Below are 26,811 nucleotides of genomic sequence, written 5' to 3'. Positions count from 1 at the left end.
GGACCACACCGAGCACGGAGATTCCGGCGCCCGAGCCGGTCAGCCCACGCAGTGCCAGTGACGTGCCGAACGTGGCCAGCGCGGCCCCCATCGTCACCATCGCCCGCCGCAGCTCGGCTCGTCGCTCGGCGGGCAGCTTGGCGGGCAGCTTGGCGGGCCTCGCCCCAGGGTCGCCGACCATCGAGCCGGGCTCGGAGATAGTCGTCAAGCCGAACTAATCCTGTCCCTAGTAACCGGCAGAATTGCCGTAATGGACAATAAAAGTAGTACTGATAGTACGTGGTAGCGTGCTATCTGTGCGATCGGGACAGGTGGAGAGTGCCGCGGCGGTCCGGCGGGCGGTGACGCAGGTGGGCCGGCGGCTGCGGGCGGAGCGGCCGGCCGGCGCGCTCAGCGGGACCAAGCTGAGCGTGCTCAGTCACCTCTACCGGCTCGGCCCGAGTACCCCGGGTGCGATCGCTGCCGCCGAGCGGCATCAGCCGCAGTCACTGTCGCGTACCTTCGCCGAGCTGCAGGTCGCCGGGCTGATCAGCCGGCGCCCGCAGGAGCGCGACCGGCGGGCCGCGGTGTTGTCGATCACGCCGGCCGGGCGGGAGGCGCTCGTCCGTGACATGGCGGATCGCGACGCCTGGCTCGCCCAGGCCATGGATATCTTCACGGAGGCCGAAGTGGAAATGCTGCGGATCGCCGCGGGCCTGCTCGAACGGCTCGCGGATCCCCCGGTGAGCCTGCGCGGCGTCGCGGGCGGCACCGTCGCGGGACGGCCCGCTTGACCGCCCACCGGCAACCGCTGCCGACCGGCGAGCCGGGCTGGGTGCGCCACGCGATCTGGTGGCAGGTCTATCCGCTCGGGTTCACCGGCGCCGACACCACCGGCGCCGACCGGCGGCCCGTCCACGGGCTCGCCCGGATCGCCGACTGGCTCGACTACGCGGTGCGGCTCGGGGCGTCCGGCCTCGCCCTGGGACCGATCTTCGACTCCTCGACCCACGGGTACGACACGGTCGACCACTTCCGGATCGACCCGCGGCTCGGTGCCGACGCCGACTTCGACGACCTGGTTGCCCGCGCCCACCAGCGGGGCCTGCGGATCCTGCTCGACGGCGTGTTCAACCACGTCGGCCGGGAGCATCCCGCCTTCGCCGCGTCACCCGACGGCGGGGGTGCGCCACCGCGCCCGGACTGGTTCGTCCCCACCGGCGCGACCGGGCCGGACGGGCGTCCCGACTACGCGACCTTCGAAGGTCACGACGGCCTGGTCACCCTGCGGCACGCGAACCCGGCCGTCGCCGACCACGCCACCGAGATCATGAACCACTGGCTTGACCGCGGCGCCGACGGCTGGCGGCTCGACGCCGCCTACGCGGTCCCCGCCGAATTCTGGGCGCGGGTGCTGCCCCAGGTGCGCCGTGCCCACCCGGACGCCTACCTGGTCGGTGAGGTCATCCACGGCGACTACCCGGACATCGTCCACCGCACCGGGCTGGACGCGGTCACCCAGTACGAGCTGTGGAAGGCGATCTGGAGCTCGCTGAACGACGCGAACCTGTTCGAGCTGTCCTGGGCGCTGGAGCGGCACAACGGCTTCCTCGACACCTTCGTGCCGTTCACCTTCGTTGGCAACCATGACGTCACTCGGCTCGCCAGCCGGCTGCGCGAACCGCGGCACCTGGCCCACGCCCTCGTCGTGATGTGCACCGTCGGCGGCACGCCGAGCGTCTACTACGGCGACGAGCAGGCGTTCGTCGGCGTCAAGGAGGATCGCGCCGGCGGCGACGACGCGGTCCGTCCCGCCTTCCCGGCCGGCGCGGACGAGCTTGCCCCCCACGGCTGGCCGATCTACCGGCTGCACCAGGACCTCATCGGCCTGCGGCGGCGTCACCCCTGGCTGCACGCCGCCCGTACCCGTCCGCTGCACCTGGCCAACGAGCAGTTGACCTACGAGACGAGTGCCGAGGGCCAGCGCCTGCTCGTCACGCTCAACCTCGCCGGGGACCCCGCCGACTGCCCCGCACCCGGCGCCGCGCGGCTTCTCGCCGGCGACGCGGACCTGCTCCACGCCGGCACCGCGCAGGCCCTCACCAGCCTGCCCCCCTTCGGCTGGGCCGTCCTCGCCCCCGCCGACCACTGAGCGGGCAGGGTCAGGAGAACACGACCGTGCGGTGGCCGTTGATGAGGACGCGGTGCTCGACGTGCCAGGTCACAGCGCGAGCGAGCGCGCGGCACTCGACGTCGCGGCCCAGCGCCGCGAGGCGGTCGGGACCGTCGGCGTGATCGACCCGGATGACGTCCTGCTCGATGATCGGGCCGTCATCGAGCTCGGCGGTCACGTAGTGCGAGGTCGCGCCGATCAGCTTCACCCCGCGGGCGTGTGCCTGGTGGTAGGGCCGGGCGCCGGAGAAGCTCGGCAGGAACGAATGGTGGATGTTGATCGCCCGGCCGGAGAGCAGCGCGCACAGCTCAGGGGAGAGGATCTGCATGTAGCGGGCGAGGATCACCAGGTCGATCCGCTCCCGTTCGATGATCTTCCGGATCCCCTGCTCCTGGCGGTCGCGGGTGGTCGGGTCGACCGGCAGGTGATGGAACGGGATGCCGTAGGAGCCGGCGAGGTCGGCGAAGTCGGGATGGTTCGACGCGACGGCGGGGATGTCGACGTCGAGCAGCCCCGACCGGTGCCGGTAGAGCAGATCGTTGAGGCAGTGTCCGAACCGGCTCACCAGGATCAGCACGCGAGGGCGAACCGCCAGGTCATGGATCCGCCAGTCCATCGCGAACGGGCGGGCGACGGGGGCGAAGCCGGCCCGTAGCGCGTCCAGGGTGAGACCCGGCTCCTCGGCGACGACGTGCACCCGCATGAAGAACCGGCCCGAACCGGTGTCGCCGAACTGGGCGGCGTCGGCGATGTTGCCACCGGCGCCGGCGAGGAAGGCGGAGACCGCCGAGACGATCCCCAGCCGGTCGGGGCAGGACAGCGTCAGGACGAACTCGCCGGCCGCCGTCCGGGCGGCGGGGCCGGTCGGTGGCCCGGGGGAGCGGCCGGGATCGGCGGAATGCGGCGTCGCGCCGCGGTCTTCAGGGATGGGCACAGCCCTTCCTACCTCGGCACGACCGGCCACCCCCGGCGCGGCGCACCGGCCCTTGCGCACCGTGGCGGAACCAGGGCGCGGCGGTGCGGGCCGGTGCGGTACTCGGCGCGGCTTGCATTACTCAGCGCGGCTTGCGGCCCTGCATGCCTCTCGTGCGTGGCCGCCGGCCGGCGGGGAAGGCACCTGGCCCGGTTCGTACCGCGGGGCGGCGTCGCCCGGCGGCGAGCGAGCGGCGCCCGCGATGGTGCCTCACGGCGCGTCCAGCACCGGCGGCACCGGCGTGCCGTCGAGGTGCGGGACGGTGATGGCGGTGAGCAGCAGGCCCCGGTCGGCGAGCCAGTGGCCGTCGAAGCCGGTGAGCTCGCCGCCGTCGAGCGTCGGCCCGGTTACCAGCAGCTTCGCGGTGAACGTGCCGCGGGCCGGCACCGCGGACGCCGGGTCGGCGAGCACCGTGCCCGGGTCGATGGTGAGGGCGGCGTCCTCGAAGCCGAGCCAGCGCTGGGCCAGCGGGAACCACGCCTTGTACACCGACTCCTTGGCGCTGAACAGCAGCCGGTCCCAGTGCAGGGTGGGTCGGGTGTCGGTGAGGGTGGTGAGCCAGCCCTCCTCGGCCGGGACGGTGATCTGCGCCGTGACGCCCCTGGGGTTGGGCTCGTTCGGCTCGGCGTCGATGCCGATCGTGCGCAGCCGGCCGGCGAACGCCACCGCCGCCGCCCGGTAGCCGGCGCAATGGGTGATGCTGCCGACCACCCCGGCCGGCCACTGGGGCGCGCCGCGATTGCCCGGCAGAATCGGCGCCGGCGGCAGGCCGAGGCCGGCCAGTGCCCGGTGCGCGCAGATTCGGGCGGTGGTGAACTCGCGGCGCCGTTTGTCGACAGCGCGGGCGAGCAGCGCGGCCTCCTCGGGGAACAGCACGGCGCTCGGGTCGTCCTCGAAGGCCTCGACGGCGACGGCCGCGTCCGGCAGCAGACTGGCCAGCATCGCGGTCAGTGCCGCGCCGTCGACGGTGACTGCGACGCCACCCGGCGCGGCGCCCCCTCGGCGTCGACCGGTTCCGGCGGGTAGGGCAGGATCTGCCGCGGGCCGGCGAAGGGCCGGCCGTAGGCCTCCCACGCGATGCGTTCCCGCGGATACCCCATCGAGACCTCCTCGAAGCGGACGCCGTCGTACCAGGTCGTGCGGGGGATGTGCAGGTGGCCGTAGACGACCGCCGCCGTGCGGGCACGCCGGTGCCAGTCGGCGGTGGACGTCGTCCCGCACCACAGCGCGAAGGTCGGGTAACGCAGGATGTCCGTGGGTTGCCGCACGAGCGGCCAGTGGTTGACGAGCACCGTCGGCACGGCCGGGTCGAGGGCGGCGAGCCGCTCGGCGGTGTAGGAGACCCGGGCCCGGGACCAGTCGTCGATGGTGGGATACGGATCGGGGTGCAGCAGCCACTCGTCGGTGCACACCACCCCGGTCTCCCGGGCCAGGGCGAGGGCCTGCTCCTTCGTCGCCGTGCCCGCCGGGCGGAAGCTGTAGTCGTACAGGGCGAACAGCGGCGCGACGACTACCGGACCGCCCTCGCCCGTCCACACCGGGTACGGATCCTCCGGCGTGACCACGCCGAGGCCACGGGCGACCTCGACCAGGTGGCGGTACCGCGCCTCGCCGCGCAGCCGCAGGGGATCGTGCTTCGCCGTCCACAGCTCGTGGTTACCGGGCACCCAGATCACCTTGGCGAAACGTTCGGTGAACAGTCGCCACATCGCCTCGATCTCGCCGGCGACCTCGGCCACGTCACCGGCGAGAATCAGCCAGTCCTCCGGCGAGCCCGGCTCGATACCCTCGACAATCAGGCGGTTTTCGGAATAACCAACATGAATATCACTGACGGCCATCAGCCGACCGGGTGGCGCCAGCGACTCCGCGGAGGACACGTCGAAAAGCCTACCGGCGCGCACCGGCATGTGTCCGCCCGTCGGTCGAACCACGGTCGTCTCCCGCCCGACAACGCGGCCCCGACCGCATGGCGGCCCCGACAACGCGGCCCCGACCGCATGGCGGCCCCGACAGCGCGGCGACGGCGACCCTGGCAGCGCGGCGACGGCGTGGGGCGGACTGGACCGGCACCGGCGGGCGGGATGGATGTTCACGACGACCGGACATCGGGCATGCCGTCAGGGATCATCGTCCCCCTGGCCGCCGACCGGCCTGCCGGGGACCGACCTGGAGTGGAGTGGATGATGGGTGACAGCTTCGGTACGACGCTGCTCGTCGTCCTCGGCGTGCTCGTGGCCCTCGGCCTCGCGCTGGCAGTGGCCGCCCTGGTCGTCATACGCCGGTACGACCTGCCGTTGCGCGGCACCGTGGCAACTCTGGCCAGCCTCGCCTACGTCGTCTCGCCAGTCGACGCCATTCCCGAGATCCCGTTCGGGCCGATCGGGCTGATCGACGACGCCCTGGTGATCATCGGTGCGGTTCTGTACGTCCGCGGGCTGATCGCCGCCCGTCGTGACCTTGACCCGGCCGGGCTCGACCACCCCGGCCGCATACCCCGTGATCTGCCTCACCAGCCGCCGCCGCAGCTGCCCCGCGGACGCCGCGGCGCCCGCCGCTGACCGTACCGCCGCCCGCCGGCTCGCCGGCCCGCTCGCCGGCGTCGCCCGCGGCCCGTCGCCCGTCGTCTGTGAGCTGTGGGCTGGTCGATGCGGAACATCGCCGGGGGCGACCCTGTTGCCCAAGGTATGACCTCCGCCACGTTCGCGATCACCTGGGATTACCGCTGCCCGTTTGCGCGCAACGCGCATGAACACGTGCTCACCGGTCTTGCGGCCGGTGCCGACTGGAATGTCGGCTTCATCCCCTTCTCGCTGGGGCAGGCGCATGTCGAGGAAGGGCAGCCCAGCGTCTGGGAGAAGCCCGAGCAGGATTCCGGCATTCTCGCGCTGCAGGCCGGCGTCGTGATCCGGGATGAATACCCCGACCTGTTCCCCGCGGCACATCGCGCGTTGTTCGCGGCCCGCCACGACGAGGGCCGGCATCTGGAGGACCGTGCGGTCATCCGGGAGACGCTCACCGCGGTCGGGCTGCCCGCCGACGAGGTGCTCGCCCGGGTCGACGACGGTGGGCTGGCTCGGGTGCAGGCCGAGCATGAGCGCTACGTCGCCTCCCACGCCGTCTGGGGCGTGCCCACGTTCATCGCCGACGACCAGTCGGTCTTCGTGCGGCTGATGAACCGGGCGCCGCTCGGCGCCGAGGCGGCGCCGTCGGTCCGGGCGGTGGAGCGCGTCGTGGACCTGCTGACCGGCTGGCCGGAGCTCAACGAGTTCAAGCACACCTCCATCCCCCGCTGAGTCCGTCTTCGGGCTGAGCGCCCGTCCTCGGGCTGGCAGGCGGCGGGTTCAGACATCGAGACCGTAGCCGCGTGCGATCTCCGCCAGGCCGGCGACGCCGCCTTCGCCGAGCGCGCGAAAATGCCAGCCGCCGCCGTCGCGGTGCAGTTCGCCGAACAGCATCGAAGTGTCCCGCGCGGCGGTGGTCGACAGGTCGTAGCGCACCAGCTCGTCGCCAGTGTCGGTGTTGACGATCCGGATGTACGCGCCGTGCACATCCCCGAAACTCTGGTGCCGGTAGTCGGCGTTGTGGATGCTCACCGGGAACACGATGCGGGTGATCGCACTGGACAGCAGGTCGAGCCGTACCTCGATCTGCTCGTCGTCGCCCGCGCCCTCCCCGGTGAGGTTGTCGCCGCGGTGCACGATCTCCCCGCGCGGACTGCTCAGATTGTTGTAGTAGACGAAATAGCTCAGGCCGGGTGCCCGGTCGCTTTCCTGCAGGGCGATCGCACTCGCGTCCAGGTCAAACTCCTCCGCTCCCGGACGGTTCGGATCCCAGCCGAGACCGACCGTGATATGTGTGAGTATTTCGGTGGATTCGGCAAGGGCGACACTGCCACCCTTGGCGAGATCAATGCCCACTGTTCTCCGTTTCCGCGGCTTTCGCCGATCGATCGACCGGACCGGTGAACGGCCCAAGACACGTGATCAGCCAAGCACAGACGGGCGCCGCCGGTAAGCGCATCACCGAGACTCCGCTGTCGCCAGGGGGGCGACCACCCCGGCCGGCGGGTCGACTGCCGCCGTCCGCGCCAGCGGTGGCGACGGCGTCGTGGACGGTCGGTCACCGGATGGTGGATGCGGGTTCGGCTCGGCGTCGATTCTGGCGATTTCTCTCACTCTCCGGCAGATACCGATTCCACTGTGCGCCGAAAAGGTGCCCGTGGCGCCCGTGGCGCCGACGTCGCGGGCGCGGAAGGGGCTGGATTGGCTAACGTCGGCAGACGTGGATCACCTACCACTGCTCGTCGGCTCCGGCGATATCGCCCGCGCCCTGGGCCTCACCCGTCAAGCCATCGATCATCGGCTCCGGGTCGATCCGGCCGCGCCGAGCCCCGCCGCGGTCGTGAACCGCACCGCGACCTGGGGCGGTACCCGGATCTGGTGGCGGGAGGAGATCGACCGATGGCTGCGCCTCGAACCCGAACACTGGGAAGTGCGCGGAGTGTAGGAGCCTTCGCCGCCGGTTGACGGAAAGCAGGGAAGGCGAGCTGGCAGCCTGCCTGGGCAGTGGCGGTATATCGAGGGTGCGGGATGAAGAGCTACTTCTTCGTCTCCTATGCCGCCAGAGAGGACCGTCGCTGGGCCCGGCGTTTTCACGCCGATCTGGCGTATGAGCTGGGGCTGCTCGTCGGCACCACAGTCGGCGGAATCATCGATATCCGGCCGAGGCCCGGCATGAACGCGGACCTCGCCCTGGCCGCGGGCGCTGGCCGTCGCGGCACCGCGGCTACAGGGTCCGGCAGTATTCGGCCCGGCCGCGGGCCGACTGGCTCGAACAACTGCTGCGCCGGGGCTACCACGAGGTCCGGCAGGTCGGGTGGGCGCACAGCCGGTCACGGAAAAGGAAAAATATGAAGGGTGTGGTGGCCGGCGGAGGTACTGCGGCAGTGTCCTGGCGTTCCGCACCCAGGTCTTCTACGTTGAGTAGAAGACCTGGGTGAAGGGGACAGCGATGACGGACGACACGGTCCTGGACGTACTCGTGGTGGGCTACGGCCCGGTCGGCGCGGTGCTGGCGGCGCTGCTCGGCCGTCACGGCCTGTCGGTCGGCCTCGTCGATCCGCAGAAGGAACCCTTCCCGCTGCCCCGGGCGGTGGGCCTCGACGAGGAGACACTGCGGCTGCTGGTCGGGCTACCCGGCCTGGCCGGTTTCCTCGACCGCGTGCACACCAGCGGCCGCAGCGCCGTTCTCGGGCCGGACCGGCGTGTGCTCATCGAGCTCGGTCTCGGCGAGAGCGAGCTCGGGACCCCGGTCGCGGCGTTCTTCCACCAGCCCTCGTTCGAGCGCGACCTGCGCGCCGGCATCGCCACCCTGCCCGGCGTCACCGTCCATCTGGGACGGTCGGTGACCGGGCTGCGCCAGGACGGCGGGCCGACGGGCGCGGATGCTTCGGACACCCAGGCCGGCCCGGTGATCGTCGAGCTGGACGACGGCAGCCGGCTGCGGGCCCGCTGGGTGGTCGGCTGCGACGGCGCCTCGAGCCCGGTGCGTGGCATGCTCGGCGTCGACTACACCGGGTCGACCTTCACCCAGCCCTGGCTGGTCGTGGACGTCGAGACGCCGACGCCGCTGGCTCACCTGCCGTACTTCTCGTTCGTCTGCGACCCACGGCGCCCCGCGGTCACCATGCCGATGCCCGGCGGCCATCGCTGGGAGTGGATGCTGCTGCCCGGGGAGGACCCGGTGCGGATGGCCGAGACCGACGGCGTCCGCGCGCTCCTGCGTGAGTGGGTGGACCCGGACGCCGTCCGAGTGGTGCGCACCGCCGTCTACACGTTCCATGCCCGGATGGCCGCGCGCTGGCGGGTCGGGCGGGTTCTGCTTGCCGGGGACGCCGCGCACAGCATGCCGCCGTTCGCCGGCCAGGGCCTGGGGGCCGGGCTGCGCGACGCCGCCGCGCTGTCCTGGCGCCTCGCCGAGGCCGTCGGCGGCCTCGCCGGCGAGGAGCTGCTCGACGCCTACGAGCGCGAACGCCGTCCGCACGTGGCGGCGATGACGTCCGCGGCCCTGCGGGTCGGCCGGGTCGTGCAGACGACGAACCCGCGCCTGTCCCGGCTCACCCGGGCGGCGATGGTCACCCTCGATCACGCCCCCGGCGTGCGCCATGCGCTTCGGGGTGGGGTGGCCCGCCCGCGGCCGCGGCTACCCCGCGGCGTCGCCGGCACCCGCCCCGCCGCCGGGTGGATCCTGCCGAACCCGCGGCTGCGCACCCTCGACGGCCGTATCATCCGCCTCGACGACCTGCTCACCGACGGCTGGACGCTGATCGGCCGCGGGATCGACCCGACCGCCGGGATGGACCCCGCCGCCCGGGACTGGGTGGACCGGCGGGCCGCCATCGCGCTCACCGTCGTCGCCCCCGGCGGTCTGCGGGCCGTCAGCGACGTCTCCTGCCCGGCGGTCGAGGATCTCGACGGCACGCTGCTGCGCGCGCTGCGCACCCGCCGGCCGCTCCCGATCGCCCTCGTCCGACCCGACCGCTACCTCGCCGGCCTCGTGGCCGCCCCGCTGCGGACAACCGACCTGCCCGACCCCGCCGGCCGCGCCCAACTCTGAAGCGATCCCGGTGTTCCGCGGAACCGCAGTGATCCAGGCCGGAGCCGACGTCCTGCGGATATCGCGGGCGTTTTGACTTGGAGTGCGCTCCAGGTTCTAGCGTTGGAGTCATGGCCACGCTCGAAGCACCCGCGACGACGTCCAGCCCGACCATCCCGCCCCGGCAGACACCACCCCGGCAGGCACCGCCTCGCCAGGCATCGTCCCGGCAGGCCCCGCTTCGCCAGGTCCCGCCGCGATCCGAACCGGCGGGCGTGGTCGAGCCGGGCGACCCGCTCCACGCCACCTGCGAGGAGCCGGTGTTCGACCCGCTGGTGGGCGAGGACGGCGCTGGCACGTTGACGATCGCCGAGGCCGCCGCGGCCACCGGGGTCAGCACCCACACGTTGCGCTACTACGAGCGCGCCGGGCTGATGCGCGACCCGGTCGCCCGGGCCACCTCCCAGCACCGGCGCTACTCCGCCGGCGACATCCGCTGGGTCACGTTCCTGACCCGGTTGCGGACGACCGGCATGCCGATCCGGGAGATGGCCCGTTACGCCCGGTTGGCCGGCGCGGGCGAGGGCAACGAGGCCGAACGGCTGGCGCTGCTCACCGAGCATCGTCGCCGGGTGCTGGAGCGCCTCGACGAGGTCCAGCGCAACCTCGCCGCCATCGACAAGAAGATCGCCGTCTACCAGGAGATCGCCGTCTACCAGGAGAGGATCGACCGCTGATGCGCAGGGTCGCGTTGGGCAGCCAGGGGCTGCCAACTGCTGCGGTTTGAGTGCGTGGTGTGATGCATGAGTGAACTTGAAGTAGTGGGCTGAGCGTGAGGGTGTGCATCACGTCACTGCGTACCGTTGGTTCCGGGAAGGCAAGCTGCCGGTACCGGCCCGCCGAGTGGGCCGGCTGATCCTTGTGGAGCCTGATGCCGCCGCACGGCCGGCCGGGCTGGCCGCCGTGTACGCCCGGGTGTCGTCCGCCGACCAGGAACCGGACCTGGATCGGCAGGTCGCCCGGGTCACCGCTTGGGCTACCGGGCGGGGTCTGCCTGTCGATCGGGTGGTCACCGAGGTGGGTTCGGCGTTGAACGGCCACCGGAGGAAGTTCCTCGCCCTGCTGCGTGACCCGGGCGTGTCCACGATCGTCGTGGAGCATCGCGACCGGTTCGCCCGGTTCGGTGCCGAGTATGTTGAGGCCGCGCTTGCGGCGAACGGCCGCGGGCTGCTGGTGGTCGACCCGGCCGAGGTCGATTGGCTGTGAAACGGGAACCCGGCACGGCTGCGGCCGGTCAGACCGGGAGCGCCACCGCATCGACGGCGGCTGCAAGACGAAGGCTCACTCATGCTTCACAACTCGCAACGGTCAACGGGTAACCAGCGCGCCGGGGGACGGCCGGTGCGGTGCGGTGCGGGCGGCCGTGCCTGTCGAGGCCGCCGAGGCTGTCGTGCCTGTCGAGGCCGCCGAGACCGGGGGCGGGGGCGAGCAGACGCGGTAGCCGATGCCGCGCACGGTGAGGATGTGGGTCGGGGCGGACGGATCCACCTCCACCTTGCGGCGCAGCCGGCGGACGTGGACGTCGAGCATGCGCGCCCCGCCGAAGTAGTTGTAGCCCCAGATCCGTTCCAGGAGCTGCTTGCGGGTGACGGCCCGGCCGCCCGCCACGGCCAGCTCGCACAGCAGCCGGAACTCGGTGCGGGTCAGGTGCTGGTCCTCGCCGCACCGGCTGACGATCCCCTCGGCCGGGCGGATCTGCAGGTCGCCGACGCTCAGCGAGCTTGCCGTCGCCTGCCCCGGATGGACCCGGCGCAGCAGGGCCCGCAGCCTCGCCAGCACCTCCGGGGTGATCGGGGGAGCGGTGACGTAGTCGTCGGCACCGGCCTCCAGGGCCGCGACGACGCCGGTCGGGTCCAGCCGGTCGGCGACGACGACGAGGGGGACGTCGCCGGCGGCGCGCAGCCGGCGGCAGAACTCCAGGCCGTCCATCGGCACGGTGGCCCCACCCGGGCCGTCCGGATCGGACCGAGTATCGCCGGCCGGGCCGAACACCAGCTCGTCCAGCCACGGCACGTCGGTCAGCTCGTCCAGCCATGGCACGCCGGTGGCCAGCGGCAGGCAGGTCAGCACCAGATGCGCGCCGCATGCGGCCAGCAGGGCGAGGGCCTGCTCGCCGGTTCCGGCCGTCTCGACGCCGTAACCCTCGCCGAGCAGGGCGGGCACCAGGTCACGCCGCAGAACGGCCTCGTCCCCCACGAGCAGAAGTGTCGTCCGCACCTTGGTTATTTTCCCGGATCCGGGCTGGTTGTCCCCCTCGGGGCCCATCCGGACCAGGACCCCCCGGGCCGATCCGTCGCGGAACACCAGGGCTGACAAGGCCCGTGACGGCTCCCGACATGCCATTCGGCACATCCGACAGGTGGCCGAACGGCCCCGGATGGGGGTACCGCAGGTCCGCCCGGTGCGGGCGGGCGAGCCTGGCCCGATCGGGTCAGGCCGGCCCGGCGCCCCCGGGGCCGTCCTCCAGGTCGCCTTCGGTGCGGAGGTAGAGCTCCTGCAGGGCGTCGAGGGTGGTGGGCTCCGGGTGCTGCCACAGGCCGCGGGCGGCGGCCTCCAGCAGCCGTTCGGTGATGCCGTGCAGCGCCCAGGGGTTGGACTCGGCGAAGAACTTCTGGCTGTCGGCGTCGAGGGCGTAGGTCTCGGCGAGCCGCTCGTACATCCAGTCGGCTACGACGCCGGCGGTGGCGTCGTAGCCGAACAGGTAGTCGACGGTCGCGGCCATCTCGAACGCGCCCTTGTAGCCGTGCCGGCGCATCGCCGCCAGCCAGCGGGGGTTGACGACCCGGGCGCGGAAGACCCGGGAAGTCTCCTCGGTCAGGGTCCGGGTGCGCACGGCCTCGGGGCGGGTGCTGTCGCCGATGTAGGCGGCGGGCGCCCGGCCGGTCAGGGCGCGCACCGTCGCGACCATTCCGCCGTGGTACTGGAAGTAGTCGTCGGAGTCGGCGATGTCGTGCTCGCGGGTGTCGACGTTCTTCGCGGCCACCGCGATGCGCCGGTAGGCGGCCTCCATGTCCGCGCGGGCGGGGGTGCCGTCGACGCCGCGGCCGTAGGCGTAGCCACCCCAGGTGGCGTAGACCTCGGCGAGGTCGGCGTCGTCGCGCCAGTTGCGGCTGTCGATCAGTGGCAGCAGCCCGGCGCCGTACGCTCCGGGCTTCGACCCGAAGATGCGCAGCGTGGCCCGCCGCTCGTCGCCGTGGGTGGCCAGGTCCGCGCGGGCGTGGGCGCGGACGTGGTTGTCGCCGTCGGGTTCGTCGAGGCCGGCGGCCATCCGCACCGCGTCGTCGAGCATCGCGACCACGTGCGGGAACGCGTCGCGGAAGAACCCGCTGATGCGCACGGTCACGTCGATGCGGGGGCGGCCGAGCTCCGCCAGGCCGATCGGTTCCAGCCCGCTGACCCGGCGCGACGCGTCGTCCCAGACGGGCCGGATGCCGAGCAGGGCGAGCACCTCGGCGACGTCGTCGCCGGACGTGCGCATCGCACTGGTGCCCCAGACGGACAGCCCGACCGACTCCGGCCAGTCACCGGTGTCGGCGCGGTAGCGGTCCAGCAGCGATGTCGCCATCGCCTGGCCGGTCTCCCAGGCCAGCCGGCTGGGCACCGCCTTCGGGTCGACGGAGTAGAAGTTGCGGCCGGTGGGCAGCACGTTGACCAGGCCGCGCAGCGGGGAGCCGCTGGGGCCGGCCGGGATGTAGCCGCCGTCGAGGGCGTGCAGGACGCTGGTGATCTCGTCGGTGGTCCGGTCGAGGCGCGGCACGATCTCGGTGGCGGCGAAGCGCAGCACCGCGCCGACGGCCTCCCGCCGCGGATCCGGGTCGGTCGGGCCGGCGGCAGCGGGATCGGCTGCAGGATCGGGCTCGGGATCGGCTGCAGGATCGGCTGCGGGATCGAGCGCGGTCGGCAGGACGGCGTCGAGGGCGGCGGGGACGGCTTCGGGCGCCCAGCCGCGTTCCTCCATCGCGGTGACCAGGGCGAGCGCGGTGCGTTCGGCGGCGTCGACGTCGCCGCGGGGGGCCGTGTCGTCTTCGGCGAGGCCGAGGGCCTCCCGCAGGCCCGGCAGCGTCCGCTGGCCGCCCCACATCTGCCGGGCGCGCAGCATCGCGAGAACCAGGTTGATCCGCGCCTGGCCGGTCGGGGCGACGCCGAGCACGTGCAGCCCGTCGCGGATCTGCGCGTCCTTGACCTCGCACAGCCAGCCGTCGACGTGCAGCAGGAAGTCGTCGAACTCGGCGTCGTGCGGGCGGTCCGCCAGGCCCAGGTCGTGGTCGAGGCGGGCGGCCTGGATGAGCGTCCAGATCTGGGCGCGGATCGCCGGCAGCTTCGCCGGGTCCATCGCCGCGATCGAGGCGTGCTCGTCGAGGAGCTGCTCCAGACGGGCCAGGTCACCGTAGCTTTCGGCACGGGCCATCGGTGGGATGAGATGGTCGACCAGGGTGGCGTGCGCCCGCCGCTTCGCCTGCGTGCCCTCGCCCGGGTCGTTGACGAGGAACGGGTAGATCAGCGGCAGGTTGCCGAGGGCGGCGTCCGTCGGGCAGGACGCGCTCATCCCCACCGTCTTGCCGGGCAGCCACTCCAGCGTGCCGTGCTTGCCGAGGTGGACGACGGCATGCGCGCCGAACCCGCCCTCGGCGGGCGGTGCGGCGAGCCAGCGGTAGGCGGCGAGGTAGTGATGGCTGGGCGCCAGGTCCGGATCGTGGTAGATCGCGACGGGGTTCTCCCCGAAGCCGCGCGGCGGCTGGACCAGCAGCACCACGTTGCCGGCGCGCAGGGCGGCGAGGACGATCTCGCCGGCAGGGTCGCGGCTGCGGTCGACGTACAGCTCGCCCGGCGGCGGGCCCCAGTGCCGCTCGACGCTGCCCCGCAGGTCGGCGGGCAGCGTGTCGTACCAGGCCCGGTAGTCGGCCGCGGAGATCCGTACCGGGTTGCCGGCGAGCTGCGCCGCGGTGAGCCACGCCGGGTCCTGCCCGCCGGCGGCGATGATCGCGTGGATGAGGGCGTCGCCGTCCTGCGCGGCGACCCCCGCCAAGGCGTCCGGGCCGTCGTCGGGGCCGATGTCGTACCCGGCGGCGCGCATCTCCCGCAGCAGCCGCACCGTGCTCGCCGGGGTGTCGAGGCCCACGGCGTTGCCGATCCGGGAGTGCTTCGTCGGGTACGCCGACAGCATCAGCGCGACCCGCCGCTCGGGCGGCGCGACGTGGCGCAGCCGGCCGTGCGCCACCGCGATGCCGGCGACCCGGTCGGCCCGCTCGGGATCGGCGACATAGCTGGTCAGCCCGTCGGCGCCGACCTCCTTGAAGGAGAACGGCACGGTGATCAGACGGCCGTCGAACTCGGGGATCGCGACCTGGGTGGCGGCGTCCAACGGCGACAGCCCGTCGTCGGAGTCCGCCCAGGCGGCCCGGCCGCCGGTCAGGCACAGCCCCTGCAGGATCGGGATGTCCAGCGCCGCCAGCGCCCCGACGTCCCACGCCTCGTCATCCCCGCCGGCGGCGGCCCGCGCCGGCTGGCTGCCGCCGGCGGCGAGCACCGTGACGACCAGGGCGTCGGCCCGGCCCAGCGTGGCGAGCAGCGCCGGCTCGGCGGTGCGCAGCGACGCGCAGTACACCGGCAACGGCACGCCGCCGGCCCGCTCGACCGCGGCGCACAGCTCCTCCACGAACGTCGTGTTGCCGGCGACGTGATGCGCCCGGTAGTACAACACCCCGATCACCGGGCCGGCCTTGCCGCCCGGGGCGTCCCGGTCGAGCACGCCCCAGGCCGGGGTTGTCACCGGCGGGGCGAACCCGCCGCCGGTGAGCAGCAGCGTGTCGGCGAGGAAGCGGTGCAGCTCGCCTAGGTTCGCCGGGCCGCCCTCGGCGAGGTAGGCGTGCGCCTCGGCGCAGATGCCCGCCGGCACCGTGGAGATGGCCATGAGCTCCGCGTCCGGGGCCCGTTCGCCGCCGAGGACGACCACCGGCCGCGGCCCGGCGAGCAGCGCACCCAGGCCCTCCTCCCACATCCGCCGCCCGCCGAGGATGCGCACGACGACCACGTCGGCGCCGTCGGTCAGCTCGTCGAGATCAGTGCGGTCGGTGACGTCGAGGCGGGCGGGGTTGCCAAGCCGGTAGCGGGCTCCGCTGGCCCGCGCGGAAAGCAGGTCGGTGTCGGACGTCGACAGCAGCAGGACGACGGCGTCGAGCTCGCCGTCGGGTTCGGGCGGCGGCGCAGGGGTCATGGGTTCGCTTGCCTTTCCCTGGGGTTTCGGGCCCCGCGTCAGCCGGCCGGTGCCGGGCGGGTCCGCTCCCCGGAGGCGGCGCGGGACCGCGTCGGATGGGACCCGGGATGCCTCGCCGTTCGCCGCTTGTGGCCATCCCAGCCTCGCAGAACAGGCGCGGGGCATGTCAAGTGCTGTGCGGATGCCATCACCGGCAACGATCAACCGACAGGTGCCGGGCAGGGCACGTATGCTCCGCCGGTGCCCACCAGCCCGCGGGAGCGCGCCCACGACGCCTGCCCCGGCGTGCTGCGGACGCATCCGGCCGCGGACGGCGCCCTCGCCCGGCTGCGGATCCCCGGCGGCTCCCTCGGCGGCGGCACGGCGCGCACGCTCGCGGCCTGCGCCCGCGACGTCTCCGACGGCTGCCTGGAGCTGACCTCCCGCGGCAACGTGCAGCTGCGCGGCCTCGCCGACGGCGCCGCGGCGGTGCTCGCCGCGCGGGCCGCGGCAGCCGGGCTGCTGCCGTCGGCCACCCACGAGCGGGTCCGCAACATCGTCGGCTCCCCCCTGTCCGGGCGCGCCGGCGGCGGGCTACGTGACATCGCCCCGCTGGTCGACGCCCTCGATGCCGGGCTGTGCGCCGACCCGGAGCTCGCCGCCCTTCCCGGCCGGATGCTGTTCGCCGTCGACGACGGCAGCGGCGACCTGGCCGCGCTGCCCGCCGACCTGGCCTTACGCGCCCTGCCGGCGGGGGAGACCCTGCTGCTCGTCGCCGGCGAACCGGTCGCACTGCGGGTGCCGGACGATACCGCCGTGCCCGCGCTGCTCGCCGCCGCCCGCGCCTTCCTCGACGTCCGTGCCACCGGTGGCGCCGCCGCGGCCGCCTGGCGCGTCGCCGAACTGCCCACCGGGCGGGACCACCTGCTGGATGCCGCCGCCGCCGCGTCTCGGTCTGCCGCGGGCACGACACGCGACGGCGTGCCGTCCACCCGCATCGCCGTGGCATCCGCCGGGTTCGAGGGCGCTGCCGGGGCCGGGACCGCGCCGGTGGGTGCTTGGCCGGGCGCGCACGCGCAGCGCGACGGCCGGTGGGCGCTGACGGCGCTTGTCCCGCTCGGGCGGCTGCACGCCGACCAGCTCGACCTGCTCGCCGCGGTCGCCGAAGGCGGTGGTGACGGCCAGGTGATCGTGACGCCATGGCGGTCGGTCGTGCTGCGCGACCTCAACCTTGCGGTACTGGCGGGAGCCTCGGACCGACTGGCCGCCGCAGGTCTCGTCGTCGACCGGGAGTCCGGGTGGGTCGGTGTCACGAGCTGCGCCGGGCGCCCGGGATGCGCCAAGGCACTCGCCGACGTGCGCCGCGACGCCAGCCGGTCGGCGGGGGCAGGTAGCGCCCCGGTGCGGTCCGGCACGCCGGGCGGCGGCCCGCAGCACCGCCGGGATCGGCGGCCCGTGCACTGGTCGGGCTGCACTCGTCGGTGCGGCCAGCCGGCCGGCGAGGTGGTCGAGGTCGTCGCGGATGCCGCCGGCTACCGGATCCACGGCGGATCCGGCGCGGCGTTGGCGGTGCCCTGGTCGGACGGCGATGAGCCGGGCGAGCTGTCGGCCGCAGACTGGGACGTGCTGGTCGACGCGGTGGCGGCGCGGCGGTCGGTTGCCCGGCCGCGGTGCCGGGACGGACGGGAGGCTGGCTCATGGAGGTGACAGTGGCGGAATCGTCGCGTCCCGACTACATCCGGGCAGGCGCGGAGATCTACCGTCGCTCGTTCGCGACGATCCGGGCCGAGGCCCGCCTCGACGGGCTGCCCGCCGACGTGGCCCGGGTCGCCGTCCGGATGATCCATTCCTGTGGCATGGTCGACCTCGTCGACGATCTCGCGTTCAGCCCGGGGGTCGCCGCCGCCGCGCGGGCAGCCCTGCTGGCCGGCGCGCCGGTGCTGTGCGACGCCCAGATGGTCGCCGCGGGGGTGACCCGCCGCCGGCTGCCCGCCGACAACGAGGTGCTGTGCCTGCTCGGCGATCCGCGGGTGCCAGGGCTCGCCGCCGAGCTCGCCACCACCCGCAGCGCCGCGGCCGTCGACCTGTGGGCAGACCGTCTCGCCGGCGCCGTCGTCGCGATCGGCAACGCCCCGACCGCCCTGTTCCGGCTGCTGGAGCTCGTCGCCGCCGGCGCCGGCCGGCCGGCCGCCGTCCTCGGGGTGCCGGTGGGCTTCATCGGCGCGGCCGAGTCGAAGCAGGCGCTCGTGGACGACCCCACCGGCCTGGAGTTTCTCGTCGTGCACGGCCGGCGCGGCGGCAGCGCGATGGCGGTCGCCGCCGTCAACGCGATCGCGAGCGAAGACGAATGAGCGACCCGCGCGACCCGCGCGACCCGGCAGCCGAGCCCGCCTCGGCCTCGGCTGTGTCCTCGGCCGTCGCCCCGACGACGGCGGCCAGCCCGGTGGGCCGGCTGTGGGGCGTGGGCGTCGGCCCCGGTGATCCCGAGCTGATGACGCTGCGGGCCGCCCGCCTCATCCACGACGCCGACGTGATCGCCTACCACAGCGCCCGGCACGGGCGCAGCATCGCCCGCTCGATCGCCGCGACCCACCTGCGCGGCGACCAGATCGAGGAGGCGCTGGTCTACCCCGTCACCACGGAGACGACCAACCATCCCGGCGGCTACCGGGGGGCGATCGACGAGTTCTACGAGGACTGCGCCAAGCGGCTGGCGGTCCACCTCGACGCCGGGCGGGGCGTCGTCGTCCTCAGCGAGGGCGACCCGTTCTTCTACGGCTCGTTCATCCACCTGCACCGCCGACTCGCCGACCGCTACCCGACCGAGGTGGTGCCCGGGGTGACGTCGCTGTCGGCGGGCTGCGCGGTGCTCGGCCGCCCGCTGGTGGAGGGCAACGAGGTGCTCACCGTGCTCCCGGGCACGCTGGCGCCGGCCGTCCTCGCCGAGCGCATCGCCGGCACCGACACCGCGGTCGTGCTCAAGATGGGCCGGACCTTCCCCGGGGTCCGCGACGCCTTCACCGACGCCGGCCGGCTCGCCGACACCTGGTACGTCGAACGGGCGACGACCGCCGGCCAGCGGATCGCCCCGCTCGGCGAGGTCGACCCGGCGACCGTGCCCTACTTCTCCCTGGCCGTGCTGCCCAGCCCGGTGCGCGGCCCGGACGATCCGGCGCCGCTGCGTGCCGGCCAGGCCGACTGGGTACTCGCGGGTCCCGCGAGCCAGCCGGCCACGTCCACAAGCCAGCCGGCCACGCCGCCCGCGGGCGAGGTCGTCGTGGTCGGGCTCGGCCCCGGCGCGCAGGACTGGTTGACCCCGCAGGCCGCCGCCGCGCTCGCCGCCGCCGACGATCTCATCGGCTACGGCCCCTACCTCGACCGGGTCCCCGCCGATCCGCGCCAGCGCCGGCACTCGTCGGGCAACACGGTCGAGGCGGAGCGTGCCGAGCTCGCCCTGGAACTGGCCGCCGGCGGGGCGAACGTCGCCGTGGTGTCCTCCGGTGACCCCGGTGTCTTCGCGATGGCGACCGCGGTCGTCGAGGCCGCGGCGCAGCCGCGTTTCGCCGACGTCGACGTGCGGGTCGTGCCCGGCCTGACCGCCGCCCAGGCGGTGGCGAGCCGGGTCGGGGCGCCACTCGGCCACGACTTCTGTGTGCTGTCGCTGTCCGACCGGCTCAAGCCGTGGGAGGTCATCGAGCGGCGGCTGCGCGCCGCCGCGGCGGCCGACCTCGTCCTGGCCATCTACAACCCGGCGTCGCGGACGCGCCGCGAGCAGCTCGAGCGGGCCCGCGCGGCGCTGCTGGACCACCGCGCGCCGGACACCCCGGTGGTGATCGGGCGTGACGTCGGCGGCCCCACCGAGACCGTCACCGTGACGACCCTCGGCGACCTCGACCCGGCCGGCGTCGACATGCGCTGCCTGCTGCTCATCGGTTCCTCGACCACGCGCATCGTCCGCCGCGGCACCGGCCGCGACCTCGTCTTCACCCCACGCCGCTACCCGGCACCGTGAGGTGCGGGCTGTGACCCGCGGGTCGCGTGGCATTGCTGGACGTCGCCGATCACACGTACGTCGAGGTCACCTCGACCTCAGGCGCCGGCGCTTCGTCCATCTCGCGGGCTTTGCCTGGCAGCAGGAACGTCAGGAGGCAGACCGCGGCCGTGATGCCCGGTCCGACCTGGAGGCTGCGTTCGAAACCCGCAAGGTATCCCGGGTGGCCAGTGGCATCGGCGTGGCTGTTCAACGTGGAGAAGAAGACCGTGCCGATGATGGCGACGCCGATCGCGATACCTAGCTGCTGTAGGGCGTTGAGAACGCCGGATCCGGATCCGGCCTCGTCTTCGTGGAGGGCTGCGAGGACGAAGTCGAACAGCGGTGCGATCACGAGTCCCAGACCGATGCCCCACAGCAGCAGCGGTCCAACGAGGTCCCAACTGGTGACGAGTGTCGCTGCGACGCTGACGAGGAGGATCCCGACGGCGTCGAGGCGCGGGGCGGATGCCAGCCGCGACTGCGGGAGGATACGAGTCGCGCCGGTCGCGGCAAGGACGCCGCCGGGACGGGCCCGACGACGGCGGCGAGTCCGACCACGGGACCGAAGATCGAGAACGCCTTGCCCTGGTCGCTTGGACTGAACGTGGCGTGCAGGAGTCCGAGGCCCTGCGGGATCAGGAGCGCGGCGGTGGCGCCCTGCTCGCGCATGATGGCGTAGCCAGTCGCTGGCTGTTCCTGACGTGCCGCGCCCAGCACAAGCAACCGGGTCGGGTCAACGCTCATGTGAGGCATCGTTGCACGGGCGGCTCCGGCTCCAGCTCCCGCTCAGACCCTCACGACAGCCGCGTTAACGACAGCCGCGTTACGACAGGGTGGACCTCCAGGATGCGGCGGCAGGGCCGGCCTGCGGGCCGTCGTGGGATTCGATCCGTCCGGGGCTGGCGAGGCCGATCAGCCAGTGTGTCGCAGGGCCGATGTCGGACACCACCGGGAATCCGGACGGGATGGACGGGCGGTCCACCATGACGACGGGCAGGCCGAGATCACGGGCGGCGGCGAGCTTGGCGGCGGTCATCGCGCCGCCGCTGTCCTTGGTGACGAGGACGTCGATGGCGTGTCGGCGCAGCAGCTCCGTCTCCCCGGCCACGTCGAACGGGCCCCGGTCGAGGATCACCCTGAGCCGCGGTGGCAGCGCGCCGGTGGGGGCCTCGACGCAGCGGGCCAGGAACCAGGGACGGTGCAGCCCGGCGAACAGCGCGAGGTCGCTGCGCCCGGTGGTCAGGAACACCCGCGGGGTGGGATCGTCGGCCGCACCACACCGGGATGGACCACGCTGGGACGGAACGAAGCGGTCGATCAGGTCCGCGGCGGCGGGCAGGGACGGCACCCGGCGCCAGTCGTCGCCGGGCTGGGCCTGCCAGCCGGGACGGCGCAGGACCAGCAGCGGCACGCCGGTGGCCGCCGCGGCCGTCGCGGCGGAGGCGCTCATCCGGGCGGCGAACGGGTGGGTGGCGTCGACCAGCGCGTTGATCCGCTCGGAGCGTAGCTGCTCGGCGAGGCCGGCCGGACCGCCGAACCCGCCGATCCGGACCCGGCAGGACGGCGGTACCTGCGGCTCGCGCACCCGCCCGGCCAGCGAGTAGACGACGTCGAACCCACCGACCTCGGTAAGGGCGAGGGCCAGCCGGCGGGCCTCGCCGGTGCCTCCCAGCAGTAACACCCGCAGCGGGGCTCGTGCCACCGGGGGCGTCGGTGGAGGTGTCGCGGGTCCTGTCCGGTCGGTGCTGCTCACCGTGGGTCGGCCGAGTTGGCGGAGTTGGCCGGGTCGAGATCTCCGGGCACCGATGACCAGCCCGTGGCGGGGGCGGGCTGGCAGCCGTCCGGGGCGAAGCGCTGCGGCGAGTACAGGAAGCTGTCGCGGAAACCCGCCGCGGCCAGCGCCTGGCCGACGATGATCACGGCGGTCTTCGTGAGGCCGGCGGCCCGGGACTGCGCGGCGATGTCGGCGAGCGTGCCGCGCAGTACCACCTCGTCCGGCCGGCTCGCCCACGCCACCACGGCCGCCGGACAGTCCGGTCCGTAGCTGGGCACGAGCTCCTCGACCAGCGTCTCGATGCGGTGCACAGCCAGGTGCAGCACGAGTGTCGCCCGAGACCGGCCGAGGGTGGCCAGGTCCTCGCCGGGCGGCATCGGGCTGGACAGCACGGCCGTGCGGGTCAGCACGACGCTCTGGGCGACGCCGGGAACCGTCAGCTCCCGGCGCAGTGACGCGGCGGCGGCAGCGAACGCGGGCACCCCGGGGGTCACGTCGTAGGGGACGCCCGCCGCGTCCAGCCGGCGCATCTGCTCGGCCAGCGCGCTGTACAGGGACGGGTCGCCGGAGTGCAGGCGGGCGACGTCGTGACCGGCGGCGTCGGCGGCGCACAGCTCGGCCGTGATCGCGTCGAGGGTCATCCGGGCCGTGTCGACGAGCCGCGCGCCGGGCGGGCAGTGGGACAGCAGCTCGGCGGGGACGAGACTGCCGGCGTACAGGCAGACTGGGCAGGAGGTAACCAGATCCCGCCCACGCACGGTGATGAGATCGGCGGCGCCGGGGCCCGCGCCGATGAAGTGCACGGTCATCCGAGCTCGCAGGCCTGGGCCGCGCGCCCGTCCGCCGAGGAGGAACGGGCGGCGATGGCGATGCCAGTGGCGGTGGTGGGCTTGGGGGCGCCGCCCGCGGTGCCGGCGGGCCGCCGCGGGGTGCTCGACACAACCGGCCACGCTAGCAGCCCGGTCGGGGCGGATCCCCGGATTGCGCCGAGCGGATGCCGCCCGCGGCATCCAGATCGCCCTGGACCTCAGGCGCGCGGTCGCGGCAGGCCCAGGCTCATGATCTCGGGAGCCGCTCGCTGGGCCGGGACCTCGATGATGCGCTCGCCCCTGCTGTCGGGCGTGGTCAGTGGGATCGGCTCGCGGACGGGCATCGGCGCGTCTCCCCGCACCACGACCGTCGCGGCGAGAAGCTCGTCGAGCGCGGGCGCCGCCGCCGGATCGGTGGCCGCGGGCCCGGTGAAGACCGCGCAGAGGAACCACCGCGGCCCGTCGATGCCGACAATCCGGGCGGGTATCGGGCCGGACCCCACGTCGATCGGTAGGTGTAGCTCGGGCCCGCGCCGGCCGGGCCGGCAGGCATCGGGGTCGTCCGGAGCTGTCGCTGCGAGCAGGTCCGCGCGGATCGCGGCCCATAGCTGCTGCCCACGAGGCGCGGCCAGCACGGACAGCTCCAGGGCGGAGGAGCCGTCGGTCGCGACCAGCGCCTGCACCGGCCCGTCGAGGGACAGCCGGATCCAGGTGCCGGCGACGCGCGGGATCAGCAGCGCGCCGAAGTCCGCCCGCTGCCGGCCGTCGTCGGGCCGCGCGGCAACGTCGTAGGGTCCCGCAACGCCCGGGGGATCCGCGTCGCCGAGTGAGCCCGGACCGTCGGGGGCGTCGGCACTGTCGGGGGCGTCGGCACTGTCGGGGGCGTCGGCACTGTCCAGGGCATCCGGAGCGTCAAGGGCATCCGGGACGTCAGGGCCAGGGTCGGTCGATGCCTCGGTGTCGCCGCGCCGCGGGCGGATCCGGCCGAGCTCGCCGACCCACGTGACGCCGCGTCGCCGTCTGTGGATGCCTCGTCCACCCAGCATCGCCGACCACCTCCATCCCGGAGCTTGGAGTGGGCGAGGTGTGACGGCGGGTAGGCGCGCCGACCGGGTAGCCGTGAAGTCGGTGTCCGTGCCTGCTGATCTCGCAACCTGCTCGGATGCGCCTCGATGGAGGTCGCAGCGGCCTGCTGACACCGCCCACGGCGGGTAACGTCCCCCGAATGGCGTGACGTACCGGCCTAAATCGCGTAACGGGATGGTCGAACCCCGGTGAGTCCGGGACCATCGAGGATGTGTCGGTTCCCAGTCAGAAAGCGTCGCTGCCCAAGTCCTGGACGGTCTCCGAGTCGCTGAGCGGAGGGATGAAGCTCCCGTTTGTCGTCGGCCTCGACGACTCGGACACCCCCTACGACGTCGTCGACGCGCTCGCGCTCGCTCCTTTCACGACCGGTGAACAGCCGTGGGCTCGCAGTGCGCGAGTGGATCGGCTCCGCCCCGGAGCGACCCTGTTGCCATCCGGAGCGCGAGTGTTGCGCTCCGTTGTTGAAGAGTCACGTGATTCCCGCCTTGCGGTGGGAGAAGGTTGGACGGTGCGGTCCGTGCGCTGGCGCGGCGGTGGCGGCGAGGTCACCGTGACCGCAGTAAGTGAGCAGCTCGCCCGCGGCGTGCTCGAGGACGTGCTGCGCTCGTCCGCGGCCGAGACCGGCTCGGACAGCTCCGTCAGCATGGGTTTCTGGTACCTGTCCGGCCAGCGTGGGCCGATCCGGACCAGCCGGCGGACCGCGACGACGAGGTGGTCGTCGATCCGCGGCAACTACGCCTCGGCGGCGCGGGACTCCCTCGACAAGCTGATGGCGATCCGCCGCGACAACGTGGTGGGCCGGCTGATCCTGCTGCACGGCCCGGCCGGGACGGGGAAGACGACGGTGCTGCGCGCGCTCGCCAACGAGTGGCGTTCCTGGTGCCAGGTCGACTGCGTGCTCGACCCGGAGGCGCTGTTCGCCGACCCGGCGTACCTGATGGAGGTCGCGATCGGCTTCGACGACGACGGGGACCCCGACAGCGATTCCGATGACTCCGACAGCGGTTCTGGCGATCTCGGCGACTCCGGTGGTCTCGGCGATGTGGTCGGGGACGCCGTCGGGGGGAACGACGGTGGCGAGGGCGACCGGATGGGGCAGCCCAGTGGCCGTCGTTGGCGGCTGCTGGTGATCGAGGACTGTGACGAGCTGATCCGCGGGGACGGCCGCGGCTCCGCCGGGCAGCAGCTGTCGCGGTTGCTCAACCTCACCGACGGGCTCGTCGGCCAGGGCCGGGAGGTGCTCGTCGCGCTGACCACGAACGAGGACCTGTTCCGGCTGCATCCCGCTGTCGTCCGGCCGGGCCGCTGCCTGGCGCAGATCGAGGTGGGCGCCCTGCCCCACGCCGAGGCCGTGTCCTGGCTCGGCTCCGCCGACGGGGTCGGTGCGACGATGACCCTCGCGGAGCTGTTTGCCCTGCGCGACGGCCGCGGCCTGCCCCGCCCCAGCGGCGCCAACACCCGCCACGGCCTGTACCTGTGAGGTGAGGGCCGCCCGGGTGCGCCCGGGCGGCCCGGACCCCGCGCCCGCCGCCCGGTTAGGCGTAGCGTTCCCAACTCTCCGTCACCGGCGCCGGCCCCGACGCCTGGAGGAAACAGCGCGGCCACGGCGGGCAACGTTAGTGTGCCGGCGAGCGTCCTTCACGATGGGCGCCGCAGATCCCGGCGTCCGATGGGCCGAATCGTACCGAGCGATCGCCGAATCGGGCTGTCGCCGATAAGGTAAGCCGCAGTGGGGACAACCTGTGCATTTCAGCTCGATAGTGGGTAGAGCGGTATCGGCGGGTCCGGGTGCGACAGGGGGCGTGTCCGTATGCGCGAGCATGTTCCGATGCGGCCGCGGGCGTCTCGGGTTGGTGTGTGCCGGCCTGGGTGAGCGCCACATTTGGCAACGTCGTGTTCACCTTTGTGGGGAGTGATTGTGACGGCGGTGCGTTCCGGTTCCATCGCCGGGCAGCGGTCCGCCGAGGTGCGTCGCGCCTCGGCGATGCCGGTCCTGACCAGCCGGGTTGATGCCACCGGCGAGCAGGCCCGGCGCAACGCCGAGGGGCACTGGCACGCCGTGACCGATCTGCAGGAGCGACTGGCCGTCGCGGCCGTCGGCGGTTCGGAGCCGGCCAGGGCGCGGCACGTCGCCCGCGGCAAGCTGCTGCCCCGGGACCGCGTCGACGCGCTGCTCGACCGTGGCAGTCCCTTCCTGGAACTCTCCCCGCTCGCCGCGAACGGGCTCTACGACGACCCGGTTCCGGGGGCGGGCATCATCACCGGGATCGGGCGGGTCGCCGGGCGGGAGTGCGTGGTCGTCGTCAACGACGCCACCGTGAAGGGCGGCACCTACTACCCGCTGACGGTGAAGAAGCATCTGCGCGCCCAGGAGGTCGCGCTGCACAATCGGCTGCCCTGCATCTATCTGGTGGATTCGGGCGGGGCCTTCCTGCCGTTGCAGGACCAGGTCTTCCCGGACCGGGAGCATTTCGGGCGTATTTTCTACAACCAGGCGCGGATGTCGTCGCTCGGCATCGCCCAGATCGCCGCGGTGCTGGGGTCCTGTACGGCCGGCGGCGCCTACGTCCCCGCGATGGCGGACGAGACGGTCATCGTCCGCGACCAGGGGACGATCTTCCTGGGCGGCCCGCCGTTGGTGAAGGCCGCGACCGGCGAGGTGGTGACGGCCGAGGAGCTCGGCGGCGGCCTGCTGCACGCGCGCACCTCGGGGGTGACCGACCACCTGGCCGAGGACGACGCACACGCCCTGCGGATCGTCCGGTCGATCGTGGCGAGCCTGGCGCCGCGTGCGCCCCAGCCGTGGGCGGTCGAGCCGGTCGAGGAGCCCGCGGTGGACCCGGCCGGCCTCTACGCGGCGGTGCCGACGGATTCGCGGACGCCGTACGACGTGCGTGAGGTGATCGCGCGGATCGTGGATGGAAGCCGGTTCGCGGAGTTCAAGCGGGAGTACGGGTCGACGTTGGTGACCGGCACGGCGCGGTTGCATGGTCATCCGGTGGGGATCGTGGCGAACAACGGGGTGTTGTTCGGGGAGTCGGCCCTGAAGGGGGCGCATTTCATCGAGCTGTGTGATCAGCGGGGGATTCCGTTGGTGTTTCTGCAGAACATCTCGGGGTTCATGGTGGGGCGGG

The 26,811-nt window shown here is 73.4% G+C and carries 25 protein-coding genes and 1 pseudogene; 13 read left to right on the top strand and 13 right to left on the bottom strand.

Annotated features, from left to right (window positions below; translation table 11 throughout):
- A partial coding sequence (locus tag NBZ85_RS06940; protein WP_261561676.1) for a hypothetical protein occupies positions 1–208 on the bottom strand: 208 nt, incomplete at its 3' end.
- Between the two features lie 88 nt (positions 209–296).
- Between NBZ85_RS06940 and NBZ85_RS06935 the strand changes: the two genes are divergently transcribed.
- Both NBZ85_RS06935 and NBZ85_RS06930 read left to right on the top strand, forming a co-directional pair.
- Positions 297–773, top strand: coding sequence for a MarR family winged helix-turn-helix transcriptional regulator (locus tag NBZ85_RS06935; protein WP_261561675.1), 477 nt, complete (start codon positions 297–299; stop codon positions 771–773).
- Entirely contained in the window at positions 770–2,131 is a 1,362-nt protein-coding gene (locus NBZ85_RS06930) for an alpha-amylase family glycosyl hydrolase (protein ID WP_261554362.1), read from the top strand. The genes NBZ85_RS06935 and NBZ85_RS06930 overlap by 4 nt, the downstream gene beginning before the upstream one ends.
- A 10-nt stretch (positions 2,132–2,141) precedes the next feature.
- Here the strand turns inward: NBZ85_RS06930 and purU are convergent, their stop codons facing one another.
- The 3 genes from purU to NBZ85_RS06915 form a co-directional block, all read right to left on the bottom strand.
- A complete protein-coding gene (purU, locus tag NBZ85_RS06925; protein WP_261554361.1) occupies positions 2,142–3,086 on the bottom strand; it encodes a formyltetrahydrofolate deformylase in 945 nt (314 codons plus the stop codon).
- Between the two features lie 249 nt (positions 3,087–3,335).
- Complete coding sequence (locus tag NBZ85_RS06920; RefSeq protein ID WP_261554360.1) at positions 3,336–4,067, bottom strand: 4'-phosphopantetheinyl transferase family protein; 732 nt, start codon at positions 4,065–4,067, stop codon at positions 3,336–3,338.
- Positions 4,068–4,072: 5 nt separating this feature from the next.
- Positions 4,073–5,005, bottom strand: coding sequence for a metallophosphoesterase family protein (locus tag NBZ85_RS06915; RefSeq protein WP_372517663.1), 933 nt, complete (start codon positions 5,003–5,005; stop codon positions 4,073–4,075).
- Between the two features lie 306 nt (positions 5,006–5,311).
- Here NBZ85_RS06915 and NBZ85_RS06910 point away from each other — a divergent pair, with 306 nt between their 5' ends.
- The gene (locus NBZ85_RS06910; protein ID WP_261561674.1) at positions 5,312–5,686 is read left to right on the top strand and encodes a YkvA family protein; all 375 of its coding nucleotides are present in this window, start codon (positions 5,312–5,314) and stop codon (positions 5,684–5,686) included.
- Between the two features lie 126 nt (positions 5,687–5,812).
- On the top strand, positions 5,813–6,421 hold the full coding sequence (locus NBZ85_RS06905; protein ID WP_261554358.1) for a DsbA family protein: 609 nt from the start codon (positions 5,813–5,815) through the stop codon (positions 6,419–6,421).
- Between the two features lie 48 nt (positions 6,422–6,469).
- Here the strand turns inward: NBZ85_RS06905 and NBZ85_RS06900 are convergent, their stop codons facing one another.
- Positions 6,470–7,045, bottom strand: a complete 576-nt coding sequence (locus NBZ85_RS06900; RefSeq protein ID WP_261554357.1) for a TerD family protein — start codon at positions 7,043–7,045, stop codon at positions 6,470–6,472.
- 364 nt (positions 7,046–7,409) lie between these two features.
- Here NBZ85_RS06900 and NBZ85_RS06895 point away from each other — a divergent pair, with 364 nt between their 5' ends.
- The 4 genes and pseudogenes from NBZ85_RS06895 to NBZ85_RS06880 all read left to right on the top strand — a co-directional run.
- Positions 7,410–7,634: a hypothetical protein gene (locus tag NBZ85_RS06895; RefSeq protein ID WP_261554356.1), complete on the top strand. Its 225-nt coding sequence runs from the start codon at positions 7,410–7,412 to the stop codon at positions 7,632–7,634.
- Positions 7,635–8,138: 504 nt separating this feature from the next.
- A complete protein-coding gene (locus NBZ85_RS06890) occupies positions 8,139–9,743 on the top strand; it encodes a bifunctional 3-(3-hydroxy-phenyl)propionate/3-hydroxycinnamic acid hydroxylase (protein ID WP_261561673.1) in 1,605 nt (534 codons plus the stop codon).
- Between the two features lie 110 nt (positions 9,744–9,853).
- The gene (locus NBZ85_RS06885) at positions 9,854–10,459 is read left to right on the top strand and encodes a MerR family transcriptional regulator (RefSeq protein WP_261554354.1); all 606 of its coding nucleotides are present in this window, start codon (positions 9,854–9,856) and stop codon (positions 10,457–10,459) included.
- A gap of 85 nt (positions 10,460–10,544) precedes the next feature.
- Positions 10,545–10,979: pseudogene (locus tag NBZ85_RS06880) on the top strand (IS607 family transposase); the annotation flags it as partial.
- Between the two features lie 111 nt (positions 10,980–11,090).
- On the opposite strand, the gene NBZ85_RS06875 reads toward NBZ85_RS06880, so the two are convergent.
- The gene (locus NBZ85_RS06875; RefSeq protein ID WP_261554353.1) at positions 11,091–11,999 is read right to left on the bottom strand and encodes a response regulator transcription factor; all 909 of its coding nucleotides are present in this window, start codon (positions 11,997–11,999) and stop codon (positions 11,091–11,093) included.
- A gap of 214 nt (positions 12,000–12,213) precedes the next feature.
- Positions 12,214–15,996, bottom strand: a complete 3,783-nt coding sequence (gene cobN / locus NBZ85_RS06870; protein WP_261561672.1) for a cobaltochelatase subunit CobN — start codon at positions 15,994–15,996, stop codon at positions 12,214–12,216.
- Positions 15,997–16,236: 240 nt separating this feature from the next.
- Between cobN and NBZ85_RS06865 the strand changes: the two genes are divergently transcribed.
- The 3 genes from NBZ85_RS06865 to NBZ85_RS06855 are packed head-to-tail and all read left to right on the top strand — an operon-like array spanning position 16,237 to position 19,987.
- A complete protein-coding gene (locus tag NBZ85_RS06865; protein WP_261561671.1) occupies positions 16,237–17,682 on the top strand; it encodes a ferredoxin-like domain-containing protein in 1,446 nt (481 codons plus the stop codon).
- Between the two features lie 2 nt (positions 17,683–17,684).
- Positions 17,685–18,326: a precorrin-8X methylmutase gene (locus tag NBZ85_RS06860; protein WP_372517662.1), complete on the top strand. Its 642-nt coding sequence runs from the start codon at positions 17,685–17,687 to the stop codon at positions 18,324–18,326.
- Entirely contained in the window at positions 18,323–19,987 is a 1,665-nt protein-coding gene (locus NBZ85_RS06855) for a precorrin-2 C(20)-methyltransferase (protein ID WP_261554349.1), read from the top strand. The genes NBZ85_RS06860 and NBZ85_RS06855 overlap by 4 nt, the downstream gene beginning before the upstream one ends.
- Before the next feature lie 49 nt (positions 19,988–20,036).
- On the opposite strand, the gene NBZ85_RS06850 is transcribed toward NBZ85_RS06855, so the two are convergent.
- The 6 genes from NBZ85_RS06850 to NBZ85_RS06825 all read right to left on the bottom strand — a co-directional run bounded on the left by NBZ85_RS06850 (position 20,037) and on the right by NBZ85_RS06825 (position 23,637).
- Entirely contained in the window at positions 20,037–20,360 is a 324-nt protein-coding gene (locus NBZ85_RS06850; protein WP_261554348.1) for an MFS transporter, read from the bottom strand.
- On the bottom strand, positions 20,357–20,752 hold the full coding sequence (locus NBZ85_RS06845) for a hypothetical protein (RefSeq protein ID WP_261554347.1): 396 nt from the start codon (positions 20,750–20,752) through the stop codon (positions 20,357–20,359). The genes NBZ85_RS06850 and NBZ85_RS06845 overlap by 4 nt, the downstream gene beginning before the upstream one ends.
- Before the next feature lie 79 nt (positions 20,753–20,831).
- Positions 20,832–21,710: a cobalt-precorrin-6A reductase gene (locus NBZ85_RS06840; RefSeq protein ID WP_261554346.1), complete on the bottom strand. Its 879-nt coding sequence runs from the start codon at positions 21,708–21,710 to the stop codon at positions 20,832–20,834.
- Positions 21,711–21,757: 47 nt separating this feature from the next.
- Positions 21,758–22,591, bottom strand: a complete 834-nt coding sequence (gene cobM, locus NBZ85_RS06835) for a precorrin-4 C(11)-methyltransferase (protein WP_261554345.1) — start codon at positions 22,589–22,591, stop codon at positions 21,758–21,760.
- On the bottom strand, positions 22,588–22,722 hold the full coding sequence (locus NBZ85_RS06830; RefSeq protein WP_261554344.1) for a hypothetical protein: 135 nt from the start codon (positions 22,720–22,722) through the stop codon (positions 22,588–22,590). Before NBZ85_RS06830 ends, cobM begins: the two co-directional genes overlap by 4 nt.
- Before the next feature lie 87 nt (positions 22,723–22,809).
- A complete protein-coding gene (locus NBZ85_RS06825; protein WP_261561670.1) occupies positions 22,810–23,637 on the bottom strand; it encodes a DUF3710 domain-containing protein in 828 nt (275 codons plus the stop codon).
- A 251-nt stretch (positions 23,638–23,888) separates the two neighbouring features.
- Between NBZ85_RS06825 and NBZ85_RS06820 the strand changes: the two genes are divergently transcribed.
- Both NBZ85_RS06820 and NBZ85_RS06815 read left to right on the top strand, forming a co-directional pair.
- Positions 23,889–25,157 carry a DUF5925 domain-containing protein gene (locus NBZ85_RS06820; protein ID WP_261554342.1) on the top strand — a complete coding sequence of 423 codons (1,269 nt, stop codon included), beginning with the start codon at positions 23,889–23,891 and terminating at the stop codon, positions 25,155–25,157.
- 435 nt (positions 25,158–25,592) lie between these two features.
- Positions 25,593–26,811 (top strand): carboxyl transferase domain-containing protein (locus NBZ85_RS06815; RefSeq protein ID WP_498041235.1); only part of this gene is annotated, 1,219 nt, incomplete at its 3' end.

The sequence above is a fragment of the Frankia tisae genome (assembly GCF_025403405.1).
Lineage (GTDB): Bacteria > Actinomycetota > Actinomycetes > Frankiales > Frankiaceae > Frankia > Frankia tisai.
The sequence above is the reverse complement of the archived record's forward strand: the minus strand, read 5'-3'. Positions and strand labels throughout refer to the sequence as shown.